This is a genomic window from Streptomyces sp. LaPpAH-108 (genome assembly GCF_000373625.1).
Classification (GTDB): Bacteria; Actinomycetota; Actinomycetes; order Streptomycetales; family Streptomycetaceae; genus Streptomyces.
On record NZ_KB891988.1, the window covers coordinates 401,322 to 418,463 of the forward strand.

At 72.0% G+C, this 17,142-nt stretch carries 8 protein-coding genes and 2 pseudogenes; 6 read left to right on the forward strand and 4 right to left on the reverse strand.

The window, feature by feature from the left end:
* Positions 1–125 precede the first annotated feature (125 nt).
* Positions 126–1,001, forward strand: coding sequence for a helix-turn-helix transcriptional regulator (locus B079_RS0107945; RefSeq protein WP_018545249.1), 876 nt, complete (start codon positions 126–128; stop codon positions 999–1,001).
* A gap of 58 nt (positions 1,002–1,059) precedes the next feature.
* Here the strand turns inward: B079_RS0107945 and B079_RS0107950 are convergent, their stop codons facing one another.
* Complete coding sequence (locus B079_RS0107950) at positions 1,060–2,508, reverse strand: MFS transporter (RefSeq protein WP_018545250.1); 1,449 nt, start codon at positions 2,506–2,508, stop codon at positions 1,060–1,062.
* Between the two features lie 159 nt (positions 2,509–2,667).
* Between B079_RS0107950 and dusB the strand changes: the two genes are divergently transcribed.
* The 3 genes and pseudogenes from dusB to B079_RS34875 all read left to right on the forward strand — a co-directional run.
* On the forward strand, positions 2,668–3,828 hold the full coding sequence (gene dusB, locus B079_RS0107955) for a tRNA dihydrouridine synthase DusB (protein WP_018545251.1): 1,161 nt from the start codon (positions 2,668–2,670) through the stop codon (positions 3,826–3,828).
* A 283-nt stretch (positions 3,829–4,111) separates the two neighbouring features.
* Positions 4,112–4,492, forward strand: a pseudogene (locus tag B079_RS35760) (SRPBCC family protein); the annotation flags it as partial.
* Positions 4,493–4,504: 12 nt separating this feature from the next.
* Positions 4,505–4,975: pseudogene (locus B079_RS34875) on the forward strand (molybdopterin dinucleotide binding domain-containing protein); the annotation flags it as partial.
* A gap of 66 nt (positions 4,976–5,041) precedes the next feature.
* Here B079_RS34875 and B079_RS0107970 read toward each other — a convergent pair.
* From B079_RS0107970 to B079_RS31530, 3 genes are all read right to left on the reverse strand, one after another.
* Complete coding sequence (locus B079_RS0107970) at positions 5,042–7,048, reverse strand: CDP-alcohol phosphatidyltransferase (RefSeq protein ID WP_234016765.1); 2,007 nt, start codon at positions 7,046–7,048, stop codon at positions 5,042–5,044.
* 1,056 nt (positions 7,049–8,104) lie between these two features.
* Positions 8,105–10,048 carry a glycogen debranching N-terminal domain-containing protein gene (locus B079_RS0107980; RefSeq protein WP_018545255.1) on the reverse strand — a complete coding sequence of 648 codons (1,944 nt, stop codon included), beginning with the start codon at positions 10,046–10,048 and terminating at the stop codon, positions 8,105–8,107.
* A complete protein-coding gene (locus B079_RS31530) occupies positions 10,045–11,493 on the reverse strand; it encodes an amylo-alpha-1,6-glucosidase (RefSeq protein ID WP_051095014.1) in 1,449 nt (482 codons plus the stop codon). Before B079_RS31530 ends, B079_RS0107980 begins: the two co-directional genes overlap by 4 nt.
* A gap of 120 nt (positions 11,494–11,613) precedes the next feature.
* On the opposite strand from B079_RS31530, the gene B079_RS0107990 reads away from it, so the two are divergent.
* Together B079_RS0107990 and ppdK are read left to right on the forward strand one after the other, a co-directional pair.
* Entirely contained in the window at positions 11,614–12,843 is a 1,230-nt protein-coding gene (locus tag B079_RS0107990; RefSeq protein WP_018545257.1) for an ROK family protein, read from the forward strand.
* 1,328 nt (positions 12,844–14,171) lie between these two features.
* Positions 14,172–16,892 carry a pyruvate, phosphate dikinase gene (gene ppdK / locus B079_RS0108000; protein ID WP_018545259.1) on the forward strand — a complete coding sequence of 907 codons (2,721 nt, stop codon included), beginning with the start codon at positions 14,172–14,174 and terminating at the stop codon, positions 16,890–16,892.
* Positions 16,893–17,142: the final 250 nt, after the last annotated feature.

Below are 17,142 nucleotides of genomic sequence, written 5' to 3' on the forward strand. Positions count from 1 at the left end.
TACCCGAACTACCCGTCCACCCTCTCCGTCCGGCCCGGAAGGCGCGGCAACCTGGTACTGATTCCCGCTCATCCTGGTGGCGGAAGTACCTGGAAACGGGGTGCGGGCGGGCGCATCCTGGAACCATGTCCACCATGGCCCAGGAAACCACCGCACCCGTGACCAAGAGCGCGGAGATCCGCCGCCATGAGCTGGCCACGTTCCTGCGCAGCCGCCGCGAGCGCATCTCGCCCGAGCAGGTGGGGCTGCCCCGGGGCGCGCGGCGCCGTACGCCCGGACTGCGCCGGGAGGAGGTCGCACACCTCTCCGCGGTGGGCGTGACCTGGTACACCTGGCTGGAGCAGGCACGCAACATCCAGGTCTCGGTCCAGGTCCTCGACGCCCTCGCCCGCACCCTGCTGCTCGACCCCAGCGAGCGGGCCCACCTCTTCCAGCTGGCCGGGGCCACCGACCCCACGCCCGCCGCGACCTGCCCGAGCCTCACCCCGGCCCTGCGGGACGCGCTGCGCCAGATGGAGCCGTACCCCGCCGCCGTGCAGAACAGCCGGTACGACATCCTGGCCTACAACCGCGCCTACGCCCGGCTGCTCTGCGACCTGGACGCCGTCCCGCCCGAGGACCGCAACTGCGTCCTCCTCGCCTACACCCACCCCGACTGGCGCTCCTCGATCGTCCACCTCGACGACACCCTCCGCCTCATGGCCGCCCGCCTCCGCGCCTCCCTCGCGGGCCACCTCGGCGAACCCGCCTGGAAAGTCCTCCTGAAGCGCCTCCAGACCCTCCCCGAATTCCGCGAACACTGGGAGCGGTACGAGGTCGTCGGCAACCGCTCCAAGACGAAGGAATTCCTCAACCGGTACGTGGGTCACCTCACCCTGGAACACACCGACCTGTGGCTCAGCCCCGACCCGGGCCCCCGCATGGTGATCTACACCCCGAAGAACGAGGAGACGCGGCAGCGGCTGGAGCGGCTGTACGAGCTGGCGTGCGCGGCGGGGTGAGCGGGCCGGAGCCGTCGGCGGCGGGGCAGACCCGACATCGAGTGAGCCGGTACGCGGCTCAGGACCGTCCCGCCCCCACCGACTCCCGTACCTCCGGCGCCTCCAAGCGCTCCGCCGTCCGCGTGGCCGTGCCCCGGGCCCAGCGCCCGCTCGTCACGTACCCGAGGATCAGGACCGTCGCGCCGCAGGCCGTGAGGATCCACCAGCCGGGGCGCGCGGCGGAGACGAAGGCGTCGCGGTAGGGGGAGTCGCCGATGCCCGAAGCCAGGACCGCGCCGACCACCGCCACGCCCAGGGTCTGGCCGAGCTGGCGGCTTGTCGAAGCGACCGCCGCTGCCACGCCCGCCTGGGCGCGGGGCATGCCGGAGACCGCCGTGTTGGTGATCGGGGCGTTGACGAAGCCGAAGCCGATGCCGAAGAGGACGTAGCCCGCGAGGAGGGTGAGGTTGGAGGTCTCGGCTTCGAAGGCGGCGAAGAGGATGCCGCTCAGGGTCATCGCGGTGCCTGCCAGCAAGAGCGGTATGCGGGGGCCTCGACTGCCCACCAGGCGGCCGGAGAGCGGGGCGCAGAGGAGGGTCGGGGCGGCCATCGGGAGCATCCAGAGGCCCGCGTGGAGCGCGTCCAGGCCGCGGACGTTCTGCAGGTACAGCGTCGACAGGAACAGGAAGCCGCCCAGCGCCGCGAAGCCGCTCACCGCTATCACCGTCGCCCCGCTGAAGGGCGCCGAGCGGAAGAAGCGCAGCTCGATCAGGGGTTCCGCGCGCCGGGGCTCGTAGATCAGCAGGGCGAGCAGCGCGGCCAGCGCCACCGCGCCGAAGGGCAGCACCGTCGCCGCGCCCGCCTCCGGCGCCTCGATGATCGCGTACGTGAGCGAGCCGAACAGGGCGATCACCAGGAGCTGGCCCACCGGGTCGACCCGGCGCGGCTTCGGCGCCCTGGACTCCGGGACGAAGCGGAGCGTCAGCAGCAGGGCCGCCGCGCCCACCGGCAGATTGACCCAGAAGATCGAGCGCCAGCCGACCGACTCCACCAGGAGCCCGCCGACCAGCGGGCCCGCCGCCATGGAGATGCCGACCACCGCGCCCCACGCGCCGATCGCCCGCGCCCGCTCGCGCGGGTCGGTGAAGGTGTTGGTGATGATCGACATCGCGACCGGGTTGAGCATCGAGCCGCCGACCGCCTGGATCATGCGGAAGACGACGAGCAGTTCCAGGTTCGGCGCCAGCGAGCACAGCAGGGAGCCGAGGGTGAAGATCGTCAGGCCGGTCATGAAGACCCGCTTGCGGCCGATCCGGTCCGCCGTCGAACCCGCGAGCATCAGCAGCGAGGCGAGCACCAGGGTGTAGGCGTCGATCGCCCACTGGAGGCCGGAGGTGGTCGCGTGCAGGTCGCGCTGCATCGAGGGGAGCGCGACATTCAGGGCGGTGTTGTCGAGGCTCACGATCAGCAGGCTCATGCAGCAGATCGCGAGCACGAGCAGCCGCCGCCGGTGGCTGAGCTCGGGCATGGGATCATCGTACGCCCACTTCAATAGTGCGGCTAACTAATTACCAATGCACGGATATCGGCGGACGGGCGGCCACGCGAGGGAGATGGGGGACAATGGACGGCGGTCCCCGGCCCACCAGGCCCGGCCGTACGCCCCCCATCCGACCCGGAGCCCCTGATGAACCAGCCCCTCTCCATCGGCCCGCACGCCGTGGCGCCGCCCGTCGTGCTCGCACCCATGGCGGGGATCACCAACGCGCCCTTCCGCACCCTGTGCCGGTCCTTCGCCGGAGGCGACTCAAAGGATGCGGCCAGCGGGGGCAAGGGCCTGTTCGTCAGCGAGATGATCACCACCCGGGCGCTGGTCGAGCGCAACGAGAAGACCATGCAGCTCATCCGGTTCGACGCGACCGAGAAGCCGCGCTCGATCCAGCTGTACGGCGTCGACCCGGCCACCGTCGGCAAGGCCGTCCGCATGATCGCGGAGGAGGGACTGGCCGACCACATCGACCTGAACTTCGGCTGCCCGGTCCCCAAGGTGACCCGCAAGGGCGGCGGCTCCGCGCTGCCGTACAAGCGGAACCTGCTGCGCGCCATCCTGCGCGAGGCCGTCTCCGGCGCCGGTGACCTGCCGGTCACCATGAAGATGCGCAAGGGCATCGACGACGACCACATCACCTACCTCGACGCGGGCCGCATCGCCGTCGAGGAGGGCGTCACCGCGATCGCGCTGCACGGCCGTACCACCGCCCAGCACTACGGCGGCACCGCCGACTGGGAGGCCATCGCCCGGCTCAAGGAGCACGTCCCGGAGATCCCGGTGCTCGGCAACGGCGACATCTGGTCCGCCGAGGACGCGCTGCGCATGGTCCGCGAGACCGGGTGCGACGGCGTGGTCGTCGGACGCGGCTGCCTCGGGCGGCCGTGGCTGTTCGCGGACCTGGTGGCCGCCTTCGAGGGCCGTACGGACGAGCTGGCGCGGCCGAGCCTGAAGGAGGTGGCCGACGTCATGGTCCGGCACGCGACCCTGCTCGGGGAGTGGCTGGGTGACGAGGCCAAGGGTGTCGTCGACTTCCGCAAGCACGTCGCCTGGTACCTCAAGGGCTTCGCGGTCGGCTCCGAGATGCGCAAGAAGCTCGCGATCACCTCGTCGCTGGAGGCGCTGCGCGCCGGGCTGGACGAGCTGGACCTCGACCAGCCCTGGCCCACCGGCGCCGACGGCCCGCGCGGGCGCACGTCCGGCAACAACCGGGTGGTCCTGCCGGACGGCTGGCTGAAGGACCCGTACGACTGCGCGGGCGTCGGCGAGGACGCGGAGCTGGACACTTCCGGCGGCTGAGCGCCGCCGGGTACGCGAGAAGGGCCGAGCCGCTCGGGGGCTCGGCCCTTCTCGCGTCGTCCGGCCCGCCGTGTTGGTGTCCGGCCCGCCGCGTTCTCCGAGAATCCTTCTCGCCTCGCATCTGCGAGCCCCGTCCGCGGCACATCGCGGCGCCGGGGCTCCGATGCCACGCTCCGTGCCGGAAAAGCTCGCAAATTCCCTGCCGGGGAGGGCATTTCCGCTGTGGCGACCCCTCGGCGACCCCGCAAGACTTGGGACAACCGTGTCTGGAAGCGGGTGGACCATGAGCGTCGTCGAGCAGTCCGTCGAGGTCGAGGTGCCGGTGCGTACGGCGTACGACCAGTGGACGCAGTTCAAGAGCTTTCCCCGGATGATGAACCCCGTGCTGCGGGTGGATCAGGTGGGGCCCGCGATGACGCGCTGGAAGGTGCGGGTCGGGCCGCTGCCCAGGGAGTACATGGCCGAGATCGTCGAACAGCGGCCGGACTCGCTGATCGCCTGGCGCGACGCCGAGCGGCATCCCCGGCACTGGGGCGAGGTGTACTTCCGCGCGGCGGGCCCGGACCGGGCGGTGATCGAGGTACAGCTGCACCTCGAACCGCGCGGCCTGCTGGACCGGCTGCCCGGCACGGCCAACCGCGTGCGCCAGGCCGTCCGCGAGGCGCTCGACAACTTCAACGAGGGCGTCTACGCCACGGCCACCGGCAAGGCCATGTTCACCTGCGACGACTGGGACATGTCCACGGCGCCGCCCGGCCATCTGGTGCTGCAGAGCATGCGCTCGCACGACCAGTGGAACACCATCCCGTACACCGACAACGACCGCTATCGCGGCATCCACGGGCGCCGGAACATCATCATGGTGAACCCGGACGACATGGCCGAACTCAGTCTGACCAAGGGGTAGTTCGTGAACATCATCGGCGTCTGGGACGACGATGTGGAGCGCCGGGTCGACGGCTACGAGGTCATTCCGTACCCCACCACCCGGGGGTGCGCGGCGGCCTACTACCCGGAGGTGCAGCCGCTGGTCCCGCTGAACAGCCTCGCGGACATCAGCAGGCAGCCGACCTCCAAGGGGATCGTGGTCCGGCTCGAACCGGGCGTCGCGCCTCCCGGCACCAAGCCCACCGAGTTCCGCGACTGAGCGGACGGCGGTTCGGGCCGGACCCCCGAGGGGACCGGCCCGAACTCCGCTTGTCCTGCTGCCCGTTCAGCCCTTCTTCGGGTGCGGGGTGGAGCCGTACGCCGTCAGGAAGCGGTCGCGGAAGGCGTTCATCTTCCACACCGGGGCGTCGTGCGCCGGGCGCAGACCGTCCGACCAGCCCCAGTCCGCGACCTTGTCCAGGACCTTCGGGTCCTTGGCGACGATGGAGATCGGCACGTCACGGCTGGCGTGGTTGCCGCTGACGCGGGCGATGGGCTGGTGGTCGCCGAGGAAGACCAGCACGGTGTCCTTGCTGCCGTAGCGGGTCAGCCACTCGGTGAGCGCGGTGACCGAGTACTGGATCGACTTGCCGTACTCCTCACGGGACTTGGTGGTGTCCGCGATGACGTCGGCCGACTTGTTGCCCGCGGCCTCGATGCCCTTGAAGAGGGAGCCGTCGCCCAGCTGGTCCCAGCCGACCATCTTCGGGATCGGGGCCCACGGCTGGTGACTTGAGGTCAGGATGACCTCGGACATCAGGGACTTGCCGTCGGTGCGCTTCTTGCCGTGGACGCGCTTCTGGAACTGCTCCAGGGCGTACTGGTCGGGCATCGTGGACCAGCTGAACTTCGGGCCCTTGTAGCCGAGTTCGAAGGCGTTGTAGACCTTGTCGAGACCGTAGAAGCTCTGCTCCGGCCACGCCTTCTGCACGCCCGGCATCACGCCGACGGTGTCCCAGTCGCCGGTCTTCTTGAACACCTTGGTGAGGCTGAGGTGGTCGCTGGCCATCACCGTGCGGTAGCGCTGCTGATTGCTGATCCACAGCCCTGACAGGGTGGTGGAGTGGCCGAGCCAGCTGCTGCCGCCGTACGTCGCGGAGGTCAGCCAGCCGCTCTTGGCGTGGTAACCGGCCCTCGCCAGCGCCTTGGTGCGCTCGTCCAGGGTCTTGTCCACACCGGGCGCCATGATCGGGTCCTCGATCGCGCTGCGGCCGTAGCTCTCGATGAACGTGAAGAGCATGTCCTTGCCGCGGAGGTCGGGCACGAGCTGGGCGGGGGGCGTGTCGCCGAAGGCGTCCACCTTCGCGACCTTCCCGAACTCCGCCTCGTCCTTGAGGGTTTCACTCACCCGCTCGGTCTGGCTCCGCATCACCACGGCGGTCGTGTCCGACGCGAGTGGTACTCCCGCGAGCTCCAACCCCAGGGAGGAACAGGTGATCCAGGCGACACCGGCGATCAACGTGGCGCGGGTGGCGGTGCCTTGGTGCCTCGCCACGACATTGCTCAGCCGTACGACGGAGAGGGCCAGCACGACGAACATCACCACCACGGCGACGACCAGTCCCGCCGTCGCCGCGAGCGTCGCCGTCCGGCCGAGCGAGTCCTCCAGATACGACTGCGCGTCCCCGAGCAGCGTCCAGTCGAGGACCATGTTGAAGTTCCGGCCCAGATACTGATGGAACCCCATGTCCAGCCAGTTCAACACCGTCAGCGCGGCCAGCACGACACCGGAGACCGCCGCGAGAACCACCCTGGGCCGCCGCGGCAACGCCAGCATCACCGCCGCGCCGACGATCGCCTCCCCCGGGAGCCGGAGAAACTTGGCGGGCCCGATCCCCACGATGCTGCTGGGCATCACGAGCGCCATGACGACGAGGACTGCGGCGATTGCGGTGAGCGCGAGCGAGATTCCTCGGGCGGGGCCCGGGTTGTTCGCCCGCCAACGGGCGGCCCAGGAGGGGGACTTGTCGGGGGCCGGGGCGCTGTCTGGTGTCGGGGCGTCGTTGGTCGACTGTGTCGCGTCCTGGACGGCCACCGCCGGGCGGGCGCCCGCGTCCCTGTCCGGGGGTGCGTCTTCAGAGCCGACCTGGTCGGGGGCTGCGGCGTCCGCGACAGCAGCGGCCTTCCCCTCCTTCGGGGTGTCACCGGTGGCCGGGGTCTTGTCGATGTGCCCCTCGGCGGCGGTGGTTTCCGCGTCGGTCGGGTCCTGGACCGCCGCCGCAGCGCTCGCGTTGCTGTCCGGGGCCGCGTCGGGGCGCTTCGCAGGGGTGCCCGTGGCAGCGGTGCCCTTCATGCCTCCCGAGGCGTCACCCGAGCCCTCGGACGCGTCCGCACTTCCGCCCTCGGCGCTGTCCACACCTCGCGTGGGGACGGCCGCTTCGGCTGTCCTGCCGACCCCGGCGGGGGAGCCACCGCCACTCGCCGACCGGCGCGACTCTCCGTTCGCACGAGGCACGGTGGCCGCTCCGGCGCTACCGCTCCGAGTGGCATCCGCGTCTCCCGCAGGGCTGGCCACTTCGGCCTTCGGGCCGCCCCCGGAAGGGGAGGCGCCGCTCGTGTTCTTGGCCGGGGTCGCCTCGGCGGCGCTGTCCAGAGCGGAATCCACGCCCGAGTCCCCGGCGGGGGGCGCCGGTTGGGCCTTCGTGCTGCCCCCGTTGGGAGGGGCCCCGTTCGCCTTCCTGCGCGGCTTCCGGTTGGCGCCCGTCGCCGGACTCGCCTCGGCGACGCTGCCCCGGGCGGAGTCCGCGTCCTCCGCGAGAGCGGCCGTCACGCCTCCGCTCGCTGCCGTAACGGACCCCGTCGGGACGGAATCCACGTCCTCCACGGAAGTGGCCGTCGCGCTACCGGCCGAGGCGGACGTCGCAGAGGCAGACCCCCCGTCCACGCCCCCCGCAGGGGCGGCGGCGCTCGTGCCCTTCGTGGAGGTGGCAGTCCTCGCCGGACCCGATCCCCGGTCCGTTGCCCCCGCAGGGGCGGTGGCCGTCTGTACCGGGGCAGACCCCGCGTCCGTTCCTCCCGCAGGGGCAGGGGCCGTTTTCGCCGGGGCGGACTTCGCGCTCGCGCCCCTCGCAGGGGTGGTCGTCCTCGCCGGACCCGACCCCCCGTCCACGCCCCCCGCAGGGACACCCGCCGGGCTGGGTGACTGGCTCGTGTTCTTTTGGTGAGGCAACCCGGGGGTCCTTCCGTGCGCGGGCTGGGGCGGGGGAGTGGGGGCGGGCCGCGCTGGGGAGGCTGGGCGGACCGGTTCCGGGCCGGTCCGCCTGGCCCGCCGCCCTTCCGTACGGGCCGCCGCCGACCCACGTTCAGGGCGCTCGGCAAATACCGGGCAAACGCCCGGTCAAGGCTGATGTCACGCGCCTCCGACCGCCGTGAGCAGGGCGAGCGGAGCCGCCGCCGAGCGGGATTCCCGTACGCAGGCGTGCGGGTACGGTACCGGCTCCGGATGCGTGTCGCGGTCGTACCCCGCCAGGACCTCGGGCAGCCGGTGACCGCCCGCCGTCGCCGCGTCCACCAGCCCATGGGCGACCGCGCGGGCCTCGTCGTGGAGGCCGTAGCGGGCGAGGCCGAGGGTGATGAGCGCGTTGTCGTGCGGCCAGACCGAGCCCCGGTGGTAGGAGAGCGGGTGGTAGGCCGCCTGGCCCGAGGCGAGCGTGCGGACGCCCCAGCCGGAGAAGAAGTCCGGCTCAAGGAGGCGGCGGCCCACCACCTCCCCGTACTCCTTGTCCAGCAGCCCCGACCACAGCAGATGCCCCGCGTCGGAGGCCAGCGCGTCTATCCGGCGCCCCTCACCGTCCAGCGCGAGCGCGGGGAAGGACCGTTCCCGCATCCAGAAGTCCCGCTGGAAACGGTCACGGAGGTCGGCCGCCGCCTGTTCCAGGAGCGCGGCGTACGTCCCGTCGTCCCACACCGTCCGCGCCACCCACGCCGTGCGGCGCAGCGCGTCGTAGGCGTACCCCTGCGCCCCCGCCGCCATCACCGCGCCGGTCGGCCGGGTGCCGTCGGCGCAGCAGATCGCGCCGGGGGAGTCCTTCCAGTTCTGGTTGGCGAGGCCGCCCTCGTCGGCGCGGTAGACCAGATAGCCGCGCGAGGTCAGCCCGCCGTGGTCCAGCATCCAGCCGATCGCCGCGCGGGCGTGCGGCTCCAGACGCCGGGCGAGCACCGCGTCCCCGGTCCGCTCCACGTACGCGCCGAGCAGGACGAGGAAGAGCGGGGTGGCGTCGACCGAGCCGTAGTACCGCCCGTACGGCACCTGCCCGAAGTGGGCGAGCTCGCCATGGCGCACCTCGTGCACGATCTTGCCGGGCTGGGCGAGCGGGGAGCGGCCGGTGCCGGTTCCGGTGGCCTGGGTGGCGGCGAGCGCGGGCAGCGTGGCGGCGGCCAGTTGCGGCCGGTACGGCAGCGCGAACAGCGCTGTCAGCAGGGCGTCCCGGCCCAGCAGCGCGAGGAACCAGGGCGCCCCGCCCGCCGGTACGCGCAGCTCCTCCCCGTCCGGCCCGGTCGCCGGAACCTGGAGCGAGGCCAGGTCGTCCAGGCCCCGCGAACAGGCCGCCGCCAGCTCGGGCCAGCCGGTCGGGAAGGCCACGCCCTCCACGAACCGCCCCTGGAGACCGGTGAGTTGTTCCCGCACCGCCGAGGGCGAGCGCGGCACCCGCACCGCCCGCCGGTCCCCGTGCGGCCGGGCCACCACCCGCACCAGCAGCTCCGCGCTGCCGTACGGCGGCAGTTCGAGCGTCCACACCAGCCGCCGCGCCCCCGTCCCGGTCTCCTCCACCGCCTCCGGAGCGGGATCGGCGGTGACGGACGTACAGGAGCGCCACTCCCCGCGCCGGTAGCCGAACTCGATCCCGTCGTCCAGGACTTGGCGGGTGCGGACGGCCCCGGTCTTGGCGTACGTACGGTGGTCGGAGCGCAGCTCGAACTGGTCCGCGAAGTCGGCGTCCACGGTGAGCCCGAGCCGCACCGTGGCGGTCACCGCGAGATTGCTGGTCACCTTCAGCGACTCCACGAACGCCCGGTCCCCGACGGCCTGTTCGCGCCACAGGGTGTACGGCGGCGGCTCCTGACGCCCCCCGCGCGGCACCAGCACACAGCGCGCCGTGTCCCCGTCCGCGACCGGCGTCAGCACCTCGGGCACCGCGCCGTCCACGGTGAGCTGCCAGCGGCTGAGATGCCGGGCGTCGCGCACGAACACGCCGTCCGGGGAGCCGCCGCCGCGCACCCCGCCGATGTCGCCCCCGTCCCCCACGGCGGCGAACGTCGCCCCGCGCACGAACAGATGATGCCGCTCCGTCATCGGTCCCCTCCCTCGTCCGTCCTGCCGCCGCTGTGGCTCAGGAGCGTGTCGTGCGAATCGCCTGTGTCTCTACGTCCGTTGCCGCCCGGCTCCCCGTGCAGCAGATCGAGGGTGAGCGCCGCCGTCCAGCCGAACGCCGGTGCCCCGCAGGCCGCGCCGGTGTGCGGGTCGACGTACTCCGCGAAGCCCGAGGAATCCGCCGTACGCAGAAAGGCGGTGCGCAGCCCGTCCGCCAACTGCCGCTCTCCGTAAGCCCGCAGCCCCCGCTCGATCAGCCAGGCGGTGTTGAACCAGGCCGGGCCGCGCCAGTAGCGGTGCGGGTCGAACGCCTCGCCCAACAGGTCGTAACTGGGCACGAGTCGAGTAGTGGTGCCGAGCCCGAAGTGCGGGCCGCGCAGGGTGCGTACGAGCGCCGCGGCCACCTCGCGGGGCAGCCCCGGCAGCAGCAGCGGGACCAGGCCCGTCACGCCCCGCTCGCGCACCGGGCCGCCGCCGCGCAGGTCCCGGCAGAGGAACATGCCCCGCGACGCGTCCCACAGCCGCTCCACCAGGGCCTCCGTCAGCCGCTCGGCGCGCGCGTGGCGGGCGGTGCCGGGGGCGCCCAGCTCCCGGGCGATCTCGGCGAGAGCGTGCTCGGAGGCGATCAGCAGCGCGTTGAACGCCGGGTCCTCCACGGCGAACTCCCCGCCCCCGTCGGCGTATTCACCGTCCCGGTAGTCGGCCGCGAGCCGCACGTACCGCCCGTAGTCCAGATCCGTCGGCCGGTCCTCGGGCGAGCCGTGGGCGAGGTCCGCGCGGCGGAAGGAGCGGGCCGGGGCGGGACGGACGCGGGCCAACGGGGCGTCCCAGCAAGGGCTGTTGTCCATCCCCTGCTCCCAGGGGTGCACCACCGAGACCAGTCCGCCCCCGCCGAGGTCGCGCCGGTGCAGCAGATAGCGGTGCCAGGCGGCCAGCCGGGGATAGAGGCGGGCGAGGAAGCCGCGCGCCCGCGACAGGCCCGGGTCGGCCCGGTGCACCAGCCACGCGGCCAGCGCGTGCACGGGTGGCTGCACGATGCCGGACGTCTGTACCGTGCGCGGGGCGCCCGCGGCGCGTCCGGCGGCCGAGGAGCGCCAGAAGTCGGGGCTCGGGAAGTACGCGTCGAGCGGCACGGAGGGGTGGAAGACGATGTGCGGCACGCGCCCGTCGGCCCACTGCGCCGCCAGCAGCGTCTCCAGCTCGGTCTGGGCCCGCAGCGGCGACAGATGGCGCAGCCCGATCGCGATGAAGGCCGAGTCCCAGGACCACTGGTGCGGATACAGGCTCCGCGAGGGGACCGTCGAGGCGCCCGTCCAGTTCGTGTGCAATACGCGAGCGGCCCTGACGTGCAGCGACGCCGTGGGTGGCGGATCGTATGCGATCTCGCGCTCCGTGACACGGGCAGTGAGCTGGGCAGTGCGATCCACTCGGGGCTCCCCGAAGACGTCCGGCCGGCCAGGTTTGGTTGTGTCTACCGCAGGGTTACGTCTATTTAACACGCAAAACTCAATATGTAATGCAAGCTTGAGGAACACAAGGGGGTGTGCATGACCGGACGGGTCGGCAGGACGGGACGGACGGCCAGGGGAGGGGCCCAGGCGAGCGCCGGGGACCTGCTCGAACTGGTACGCAGCGGGCGCGCGGTCACCCGCGGCGCCCTCCAGCAGATGACCGGACTCTCCCGCGCGACCGTCGGCCAGCGCCTGGACCGGCTCTTCCGCGCGGGCTGGCTGCGCGAGGGTGCGGGCGGCCCGGTGGACTCCCCGCTCGGCGGACGCCCCGCCGTCACCCTGGAGTTCGACGGCTCCCACGCCGTCGTCCTCGCCGCCGACCTGGACACCCGGCACGCCCGCGCCGCCGTCCTCACCCTGACCGGCGAGATCCTGGCCGAGCACTCCGGCACCCTCGTCGTGGAGGACGGACCCGAGGCGGTCCTCGCCGAACTCGGCCGCTGGTTCGCCCGGTTGCTCACCGAGGCGGACCACCGCCCCGAGGAGGTCTGCGGCATCGGGCTCGGCGTGCCAGGCCCCGTGGACAGCGAGACCGGCCGCGTGATCCAGCCCCCGATGATGACCGGCTGGGACGGCTACGACATAAGGGGCCGCCTCTCCCGCGCCTTCACCGAACACACCGGCGCCCCCGCCGTCCCGGTCCTCGTGGACAACGACGCCAACCTCATGGCCTACGGCGAGCAGCGCACCGGACACCCCGACTGCGCCGCGTTCGTGCTGGTCAAGGTGTCCACCGGCATCGGCGCCGGGGTCGTCGTGGACGGCGCGCTCTACCGGGGCATCGACGGCGGCGCGGGCGACATCGGGCACATCCGCGTCGGCACCGACGCGCTGTGCCGGTGCGGGTCCTACGGCTGCCTCGCGGCCGTCGCCAGCGGGGGCGCCGTCGCCCGGCGGCTCGCGGAGGCGGGGGTACCGGCCGCCTCCGGCTCGGACGTACGGGAACTCCTCGCGGCGGGCGACCCCCAGGCGGCGGCGCTGGCCCGCGAGGCCGGACGCCAGGTCGGAGACGTCCTGGCCACGGTCGTCACCCTCCTCAACCCCGGCGTCCTGATGATCGCGGGCGACCTGGCGGGCACGCCGTTCGTGACCGGCGTACGGGAACTCCTCTACCAGCGGGCTCTGCCTCGCTCCACGGCCCACCTCGACGTGGTGACTGCCCGTCTGGGGGAGCGGGCGGGGGTGATCGGCGCGGGGGCGCTGGTGGTGGAGCATCTGTACGCGCCGGAGCGGGTGGAGGAGCGGTTGGTGGCGCTGGGGGTGTGAGGTGGCGGTGGCGCTTCGCGCAGAGCGGGGAGGGTGGCGTGGGTGTGCCGGGGGCGGAGGTTCCGGGGCCGCGCCCCGCCGCGTCCCGTGGACGAGTGGGGTTGCGCGCTTGCGGAGGGTTTGCGAGGGGTGGCGTGGGGCTGATCCCGAGGAAGGGGGTGTGTCCCGCTCGCGGACGGGGGCGTTCGTGAGGGGGCCCTCACCAGCGACGACGCCCGTACCGTCGCCCGGGTGCGCGGCGGGCGGCGGCTCGGGCCCGGTGGGTCTGCCGCTCCCGCGTGCGGTGGCCCGGGTGCGGGCGGACGACGCGGTGGACGGCGGTGCGGCACTGGTTTAGAGGGAATGGGGCCCCGGGAGAGGGCCCGGTTCTTGAGCGGGGCGGCGTTTGTCGGCGGTCGCCCCCCTGAGCAGGACCGGCTGGGCTCACGGAGCCTCTGCTGGTCCCCGGCCAGGGCCGACACTCCTTTCCAGGCGCCTCTTCCTCGGACCGGAGTCAGCGCCCCTCAGGGACCTTCGCCCCCTCGGCGCAGCCCGGCTGCCCTTAGGCAATCCCGGCCCCATGCGCCCGGAGCGGAGCAGATCCGGAGTTCCCTCGGGAAACTCACCGCTCCCCGGGCCACGGCTCGGCGTCCCTTCCGGGAAAACCTCGCGATCCGCTCAGGGCCGGACCGCCACCGCTTCCGGGAGATCCGTTCCGCCTTACTCAGCGCCGGAGCCCCACCGCCTCCGGGAGGTCCACGCCGAGGACGCGTCGGCGGACGGAACAGCGGTGCCGAGCCGTGCCGCCGCGCCGTCCGGCGGCATCTCCAGCGCCGTCGGACAGGCGCTGTGCACCATCCAGGTTTCCGTAAGGGGATTCGGGCCCGCCCGGCGGCGCACCGGTCGTCGTTCCGCCCACGCACCGCGCGGAGCGCCCCCGTGTCGGCCGTGTTTCCGGCGCGCGTCGCCGTCCGCATGGTGAAAATCCGGGGCCTGTGGCAGCGTGATTCTCGCCACCCTTGATAAGGGGAGCGCTCAGATGAGCGGATCATCGGCGGGTGCACTTCTCCAAGGGGTGGCACTCGGTGCCACCCCTTGGCCGTTCAATGATCGAAATCAAACGCGCCGAAGCCCGCTCGTATGAGCGGAGCGACCCGCCTGAACAGAGGTGTGCGTTCAAGAGTTGAAAACACGTGTGGCCGTGCCCTTGCCCTGCCTTTGCTTTAGATCCTGTGGCAGACGGCTGGTTACAGGCTTATGACGCACTACTGGACGTACCCAGGTGCCTTCGATCTGGGTATGTTCCTCGCCGTCAGGGCAGCCACCGCGGCCTCAAGGAGTCGAGACCCGTGCCGGAAAACAAAGAGCCTCACGTAGCGAAGTTCGTCTACGACTTCACCGAGGGGAACAAGGACCTCAAGGACCTGCTCGGTGGCAAGGGCGCCAACCTCGCCGAGATGACCAACCTCGGACTGCCGGTCCCTCCCGGCTTCACCATCACCACCGAGGCGTGCAAGGTCTACCTCGACAGCGGGGAGGAGCCCGCGGCACTGCGTGACGAGGTGAGTGCGCACCTCGACGCGCTGGAGCAGCGCATGGGCAAGAAGCTCGGCCAGGCCGACGACCCGCTGCTGGTCTCCGTCCGCTCCGGGGCCAAGTTCTCCATGCCCGGCATGATGGATACCGTCCTGAACATCGGCCTGTCGGACAAGTCCGTGAAGGGCCTGTCCAAGCAGGCCGGCGACGAGCGCTTCGCGTGGGACTCGTACCGCCGTCTGATCCAGATGTTCGGCAAGACCGTCCTCGGCGTCGACGGCGACCTCTTCGAGGAGGCGCTGGAGCAGGCCAAGGAGGCCAAGGGCGTCCAGGTCGACACCGAGCTGGACGCGGCCGACCTGAAGAAGCTGGTCACCGCCTTCAAGGAGATCGTCAAGGCGGAGGCGGGCCGGGACTTCCCGCAGGACCCGCGCGAGCAGATGGACCTCGCGATCAAGGCCGTCTTCGAGTCCTGGAACGGCGACCGGGCCAAGCTCTACCGCCGCCAGGAGCGCATCCCGGGCGACCTCGGCACCGCCGTCAACGTGTGCTCCATGGTCTTCGGCAACCTCGGCCCCGACTCCGGCACCGGCGTCGCCTTCACCCGCGACCCCGCCTCGGGCCAGCAGGGCGTCTACGGCGACTACCTCCAGAACGCCCAGGGCGAGGACGTGGTCGCGGGCATCCGCAACACCGTCTCGCTCGCGGAGCTGGAGAACATCGACAAGGCGTCGTACGACCAGCTCATGCAGATCATGGAGACGCTGGAGAACCACTACCTGGACCTCTGCGACATCGAGTTCACCATCGAGCGCGGCAAGTTGTGGATGCTCCAGACCCGGGTCGGCAAGCGGACCGCGGGCGCGGCGTTCCGTATCGCGACCCAGCTGGTGGACCAGGGCCTGATCGACGAGACCGAGGCGCTGCAGCGGGTCAACGGCGCCCAGCTCGCCCAGCTGATGTTCCCCCGCTTCGACGAGGACGCCAAGGCCGAGCAGGTCGGGCGGGGCATCGCGGCCTCGCCGGGCGCGGCGGTCGGCAAGGCGGTCTTCGACTCGTACACCGCGGTGAAGTGGTCCCGCTCGGGCGAGAAGGTCATCCTGGTGCGCCGGGAGACCAACCCCGACGACCTGGACGGCATGATCGCCGCCGAGGGCATCCTCACCTCGCGCGGCGGCAAGACCTCCCACGCGGCCGTGGTCGCGCGCGGCATGGGCAAGACCTGTGTCTGCGGCGCGGAGGAGCTGGAGGTCGACACCAAGCGGCGCCGGATGATCGTCCCCGGCGGGCATGTGGTGGAGGAGGGCGACGTCATCTCCATCGACGGCTCCTCCGGCAAGGTGTACCTCGGTGAGGTGCCGGTGGTTCCCTCGCCGGTGGTCGAGTACTTCGAGGGCCGGATGCACCCGGGCGCCGACGACGCCGACGAGCTGGTCGAGGCCGTGCACCGGATGATGGCCTTCGCGGACCGCAAGCGGCGGCTGCGGGTACGGGCCAACGCCGACAACGCCGAGGACGCACTGCGCGCCCGTCGCTTCGGCGCCCAGGGCATCGGGCTGTGCCGCACCGAGCACATGTTCCTCGGGGACCGGCGTGAGCTGGTCGAGCGGCTGATCCTGGCCGACACGGAGGCGGAGCGCGAGGAGTCGCTGAAGCAGCTGCTCCCGCTGCAGAAGCAGGACTTCGTCGAGCTGTTCGAGGCGATGGACGGCCTGCCGGTGACGGTACGACTGCTCGACCCGCCGCTGCACGAGTTCCTGCCCGACATCACCGAACTGTCGGTCCGCGTGGCCCTCGCCGAGTCCCGGCAGGAGCCGCACGAGAACGAACTCCGCCTCCTCCAGGCGGTCCACCGCCTCCACGAGCAGAACCCGATGCTGGGCCTGCGCGGTGTGCGTCTGGGCCTGGTCATCCCGGGCCTGTTCACGATGCAGGTCCGCGCCATCGCGGAGGCCGCCGCCGAGCGCAAGGCGGCCAAGGGCGACCCGCGCGCCGAGATCATGATCCCGCTGGTCGGCACCGTCCAGGAGCTGGAGATCGTCCGCGAGGAGGCCGACCAGGTCATCGCGGAGGTCGAAGCGGCGACGGGCACGCGCCTGAAGCTGGCGATCGGCACGATGATCGAACTCCCGCGCGCCGCCCTGACCGCCGGCCAGATCGCCGAGGCCGCCGAATTCTTCTCCTTCGGCACGAACGACCTCACCCAGACGGTGTGGGGCTTCAGCCGGGACGACGTGGAGGCATCCTTCTTCACGGCGTACCTGGAGAAGGGCATCTTCGGCGTCAGCCCGTTCGAGACGATCGACAGGGACGGAGTGGGCTCCCTGGTCAAGTCGGCTGCCGCGGCAGGCCGTTCGACCCGCCCCGACCTGAAACTCGGCGTCTGCGGCGAACACGGCGGCGACCCGGAATCGGTCCACTTCTTCCACGAGGTCGGCCTGGATTACGTCTCCTGCTCCCCGTTCCGCATCCCGGTCGCCCGACTTGAGGCGGGCCGCGCGGCCACGGAGTCGAGGGGCAGCGACCACCGCTGACCTACCCGGGGGGTGGCGGTGATCGCTACCCCCTCCCAGCCCCGGACCCGCCGTCGGTCCCCGACCCTCACCACCGATCGACGACGGCTCCGGCGCCACAGAGGGGGCGGCACCCTGTGCGGGGGTGCCGCCTCTTCGCATGCGGTCTGGGTAGCTTGTCAAGCTACGTCGCTGACCAGGACGAATGGTGTTTGCTGGCGTTGGTTGTCGCTGAGCCTGCGCGGAGCTGTTGTGCCCTGGGGGTGCGGAT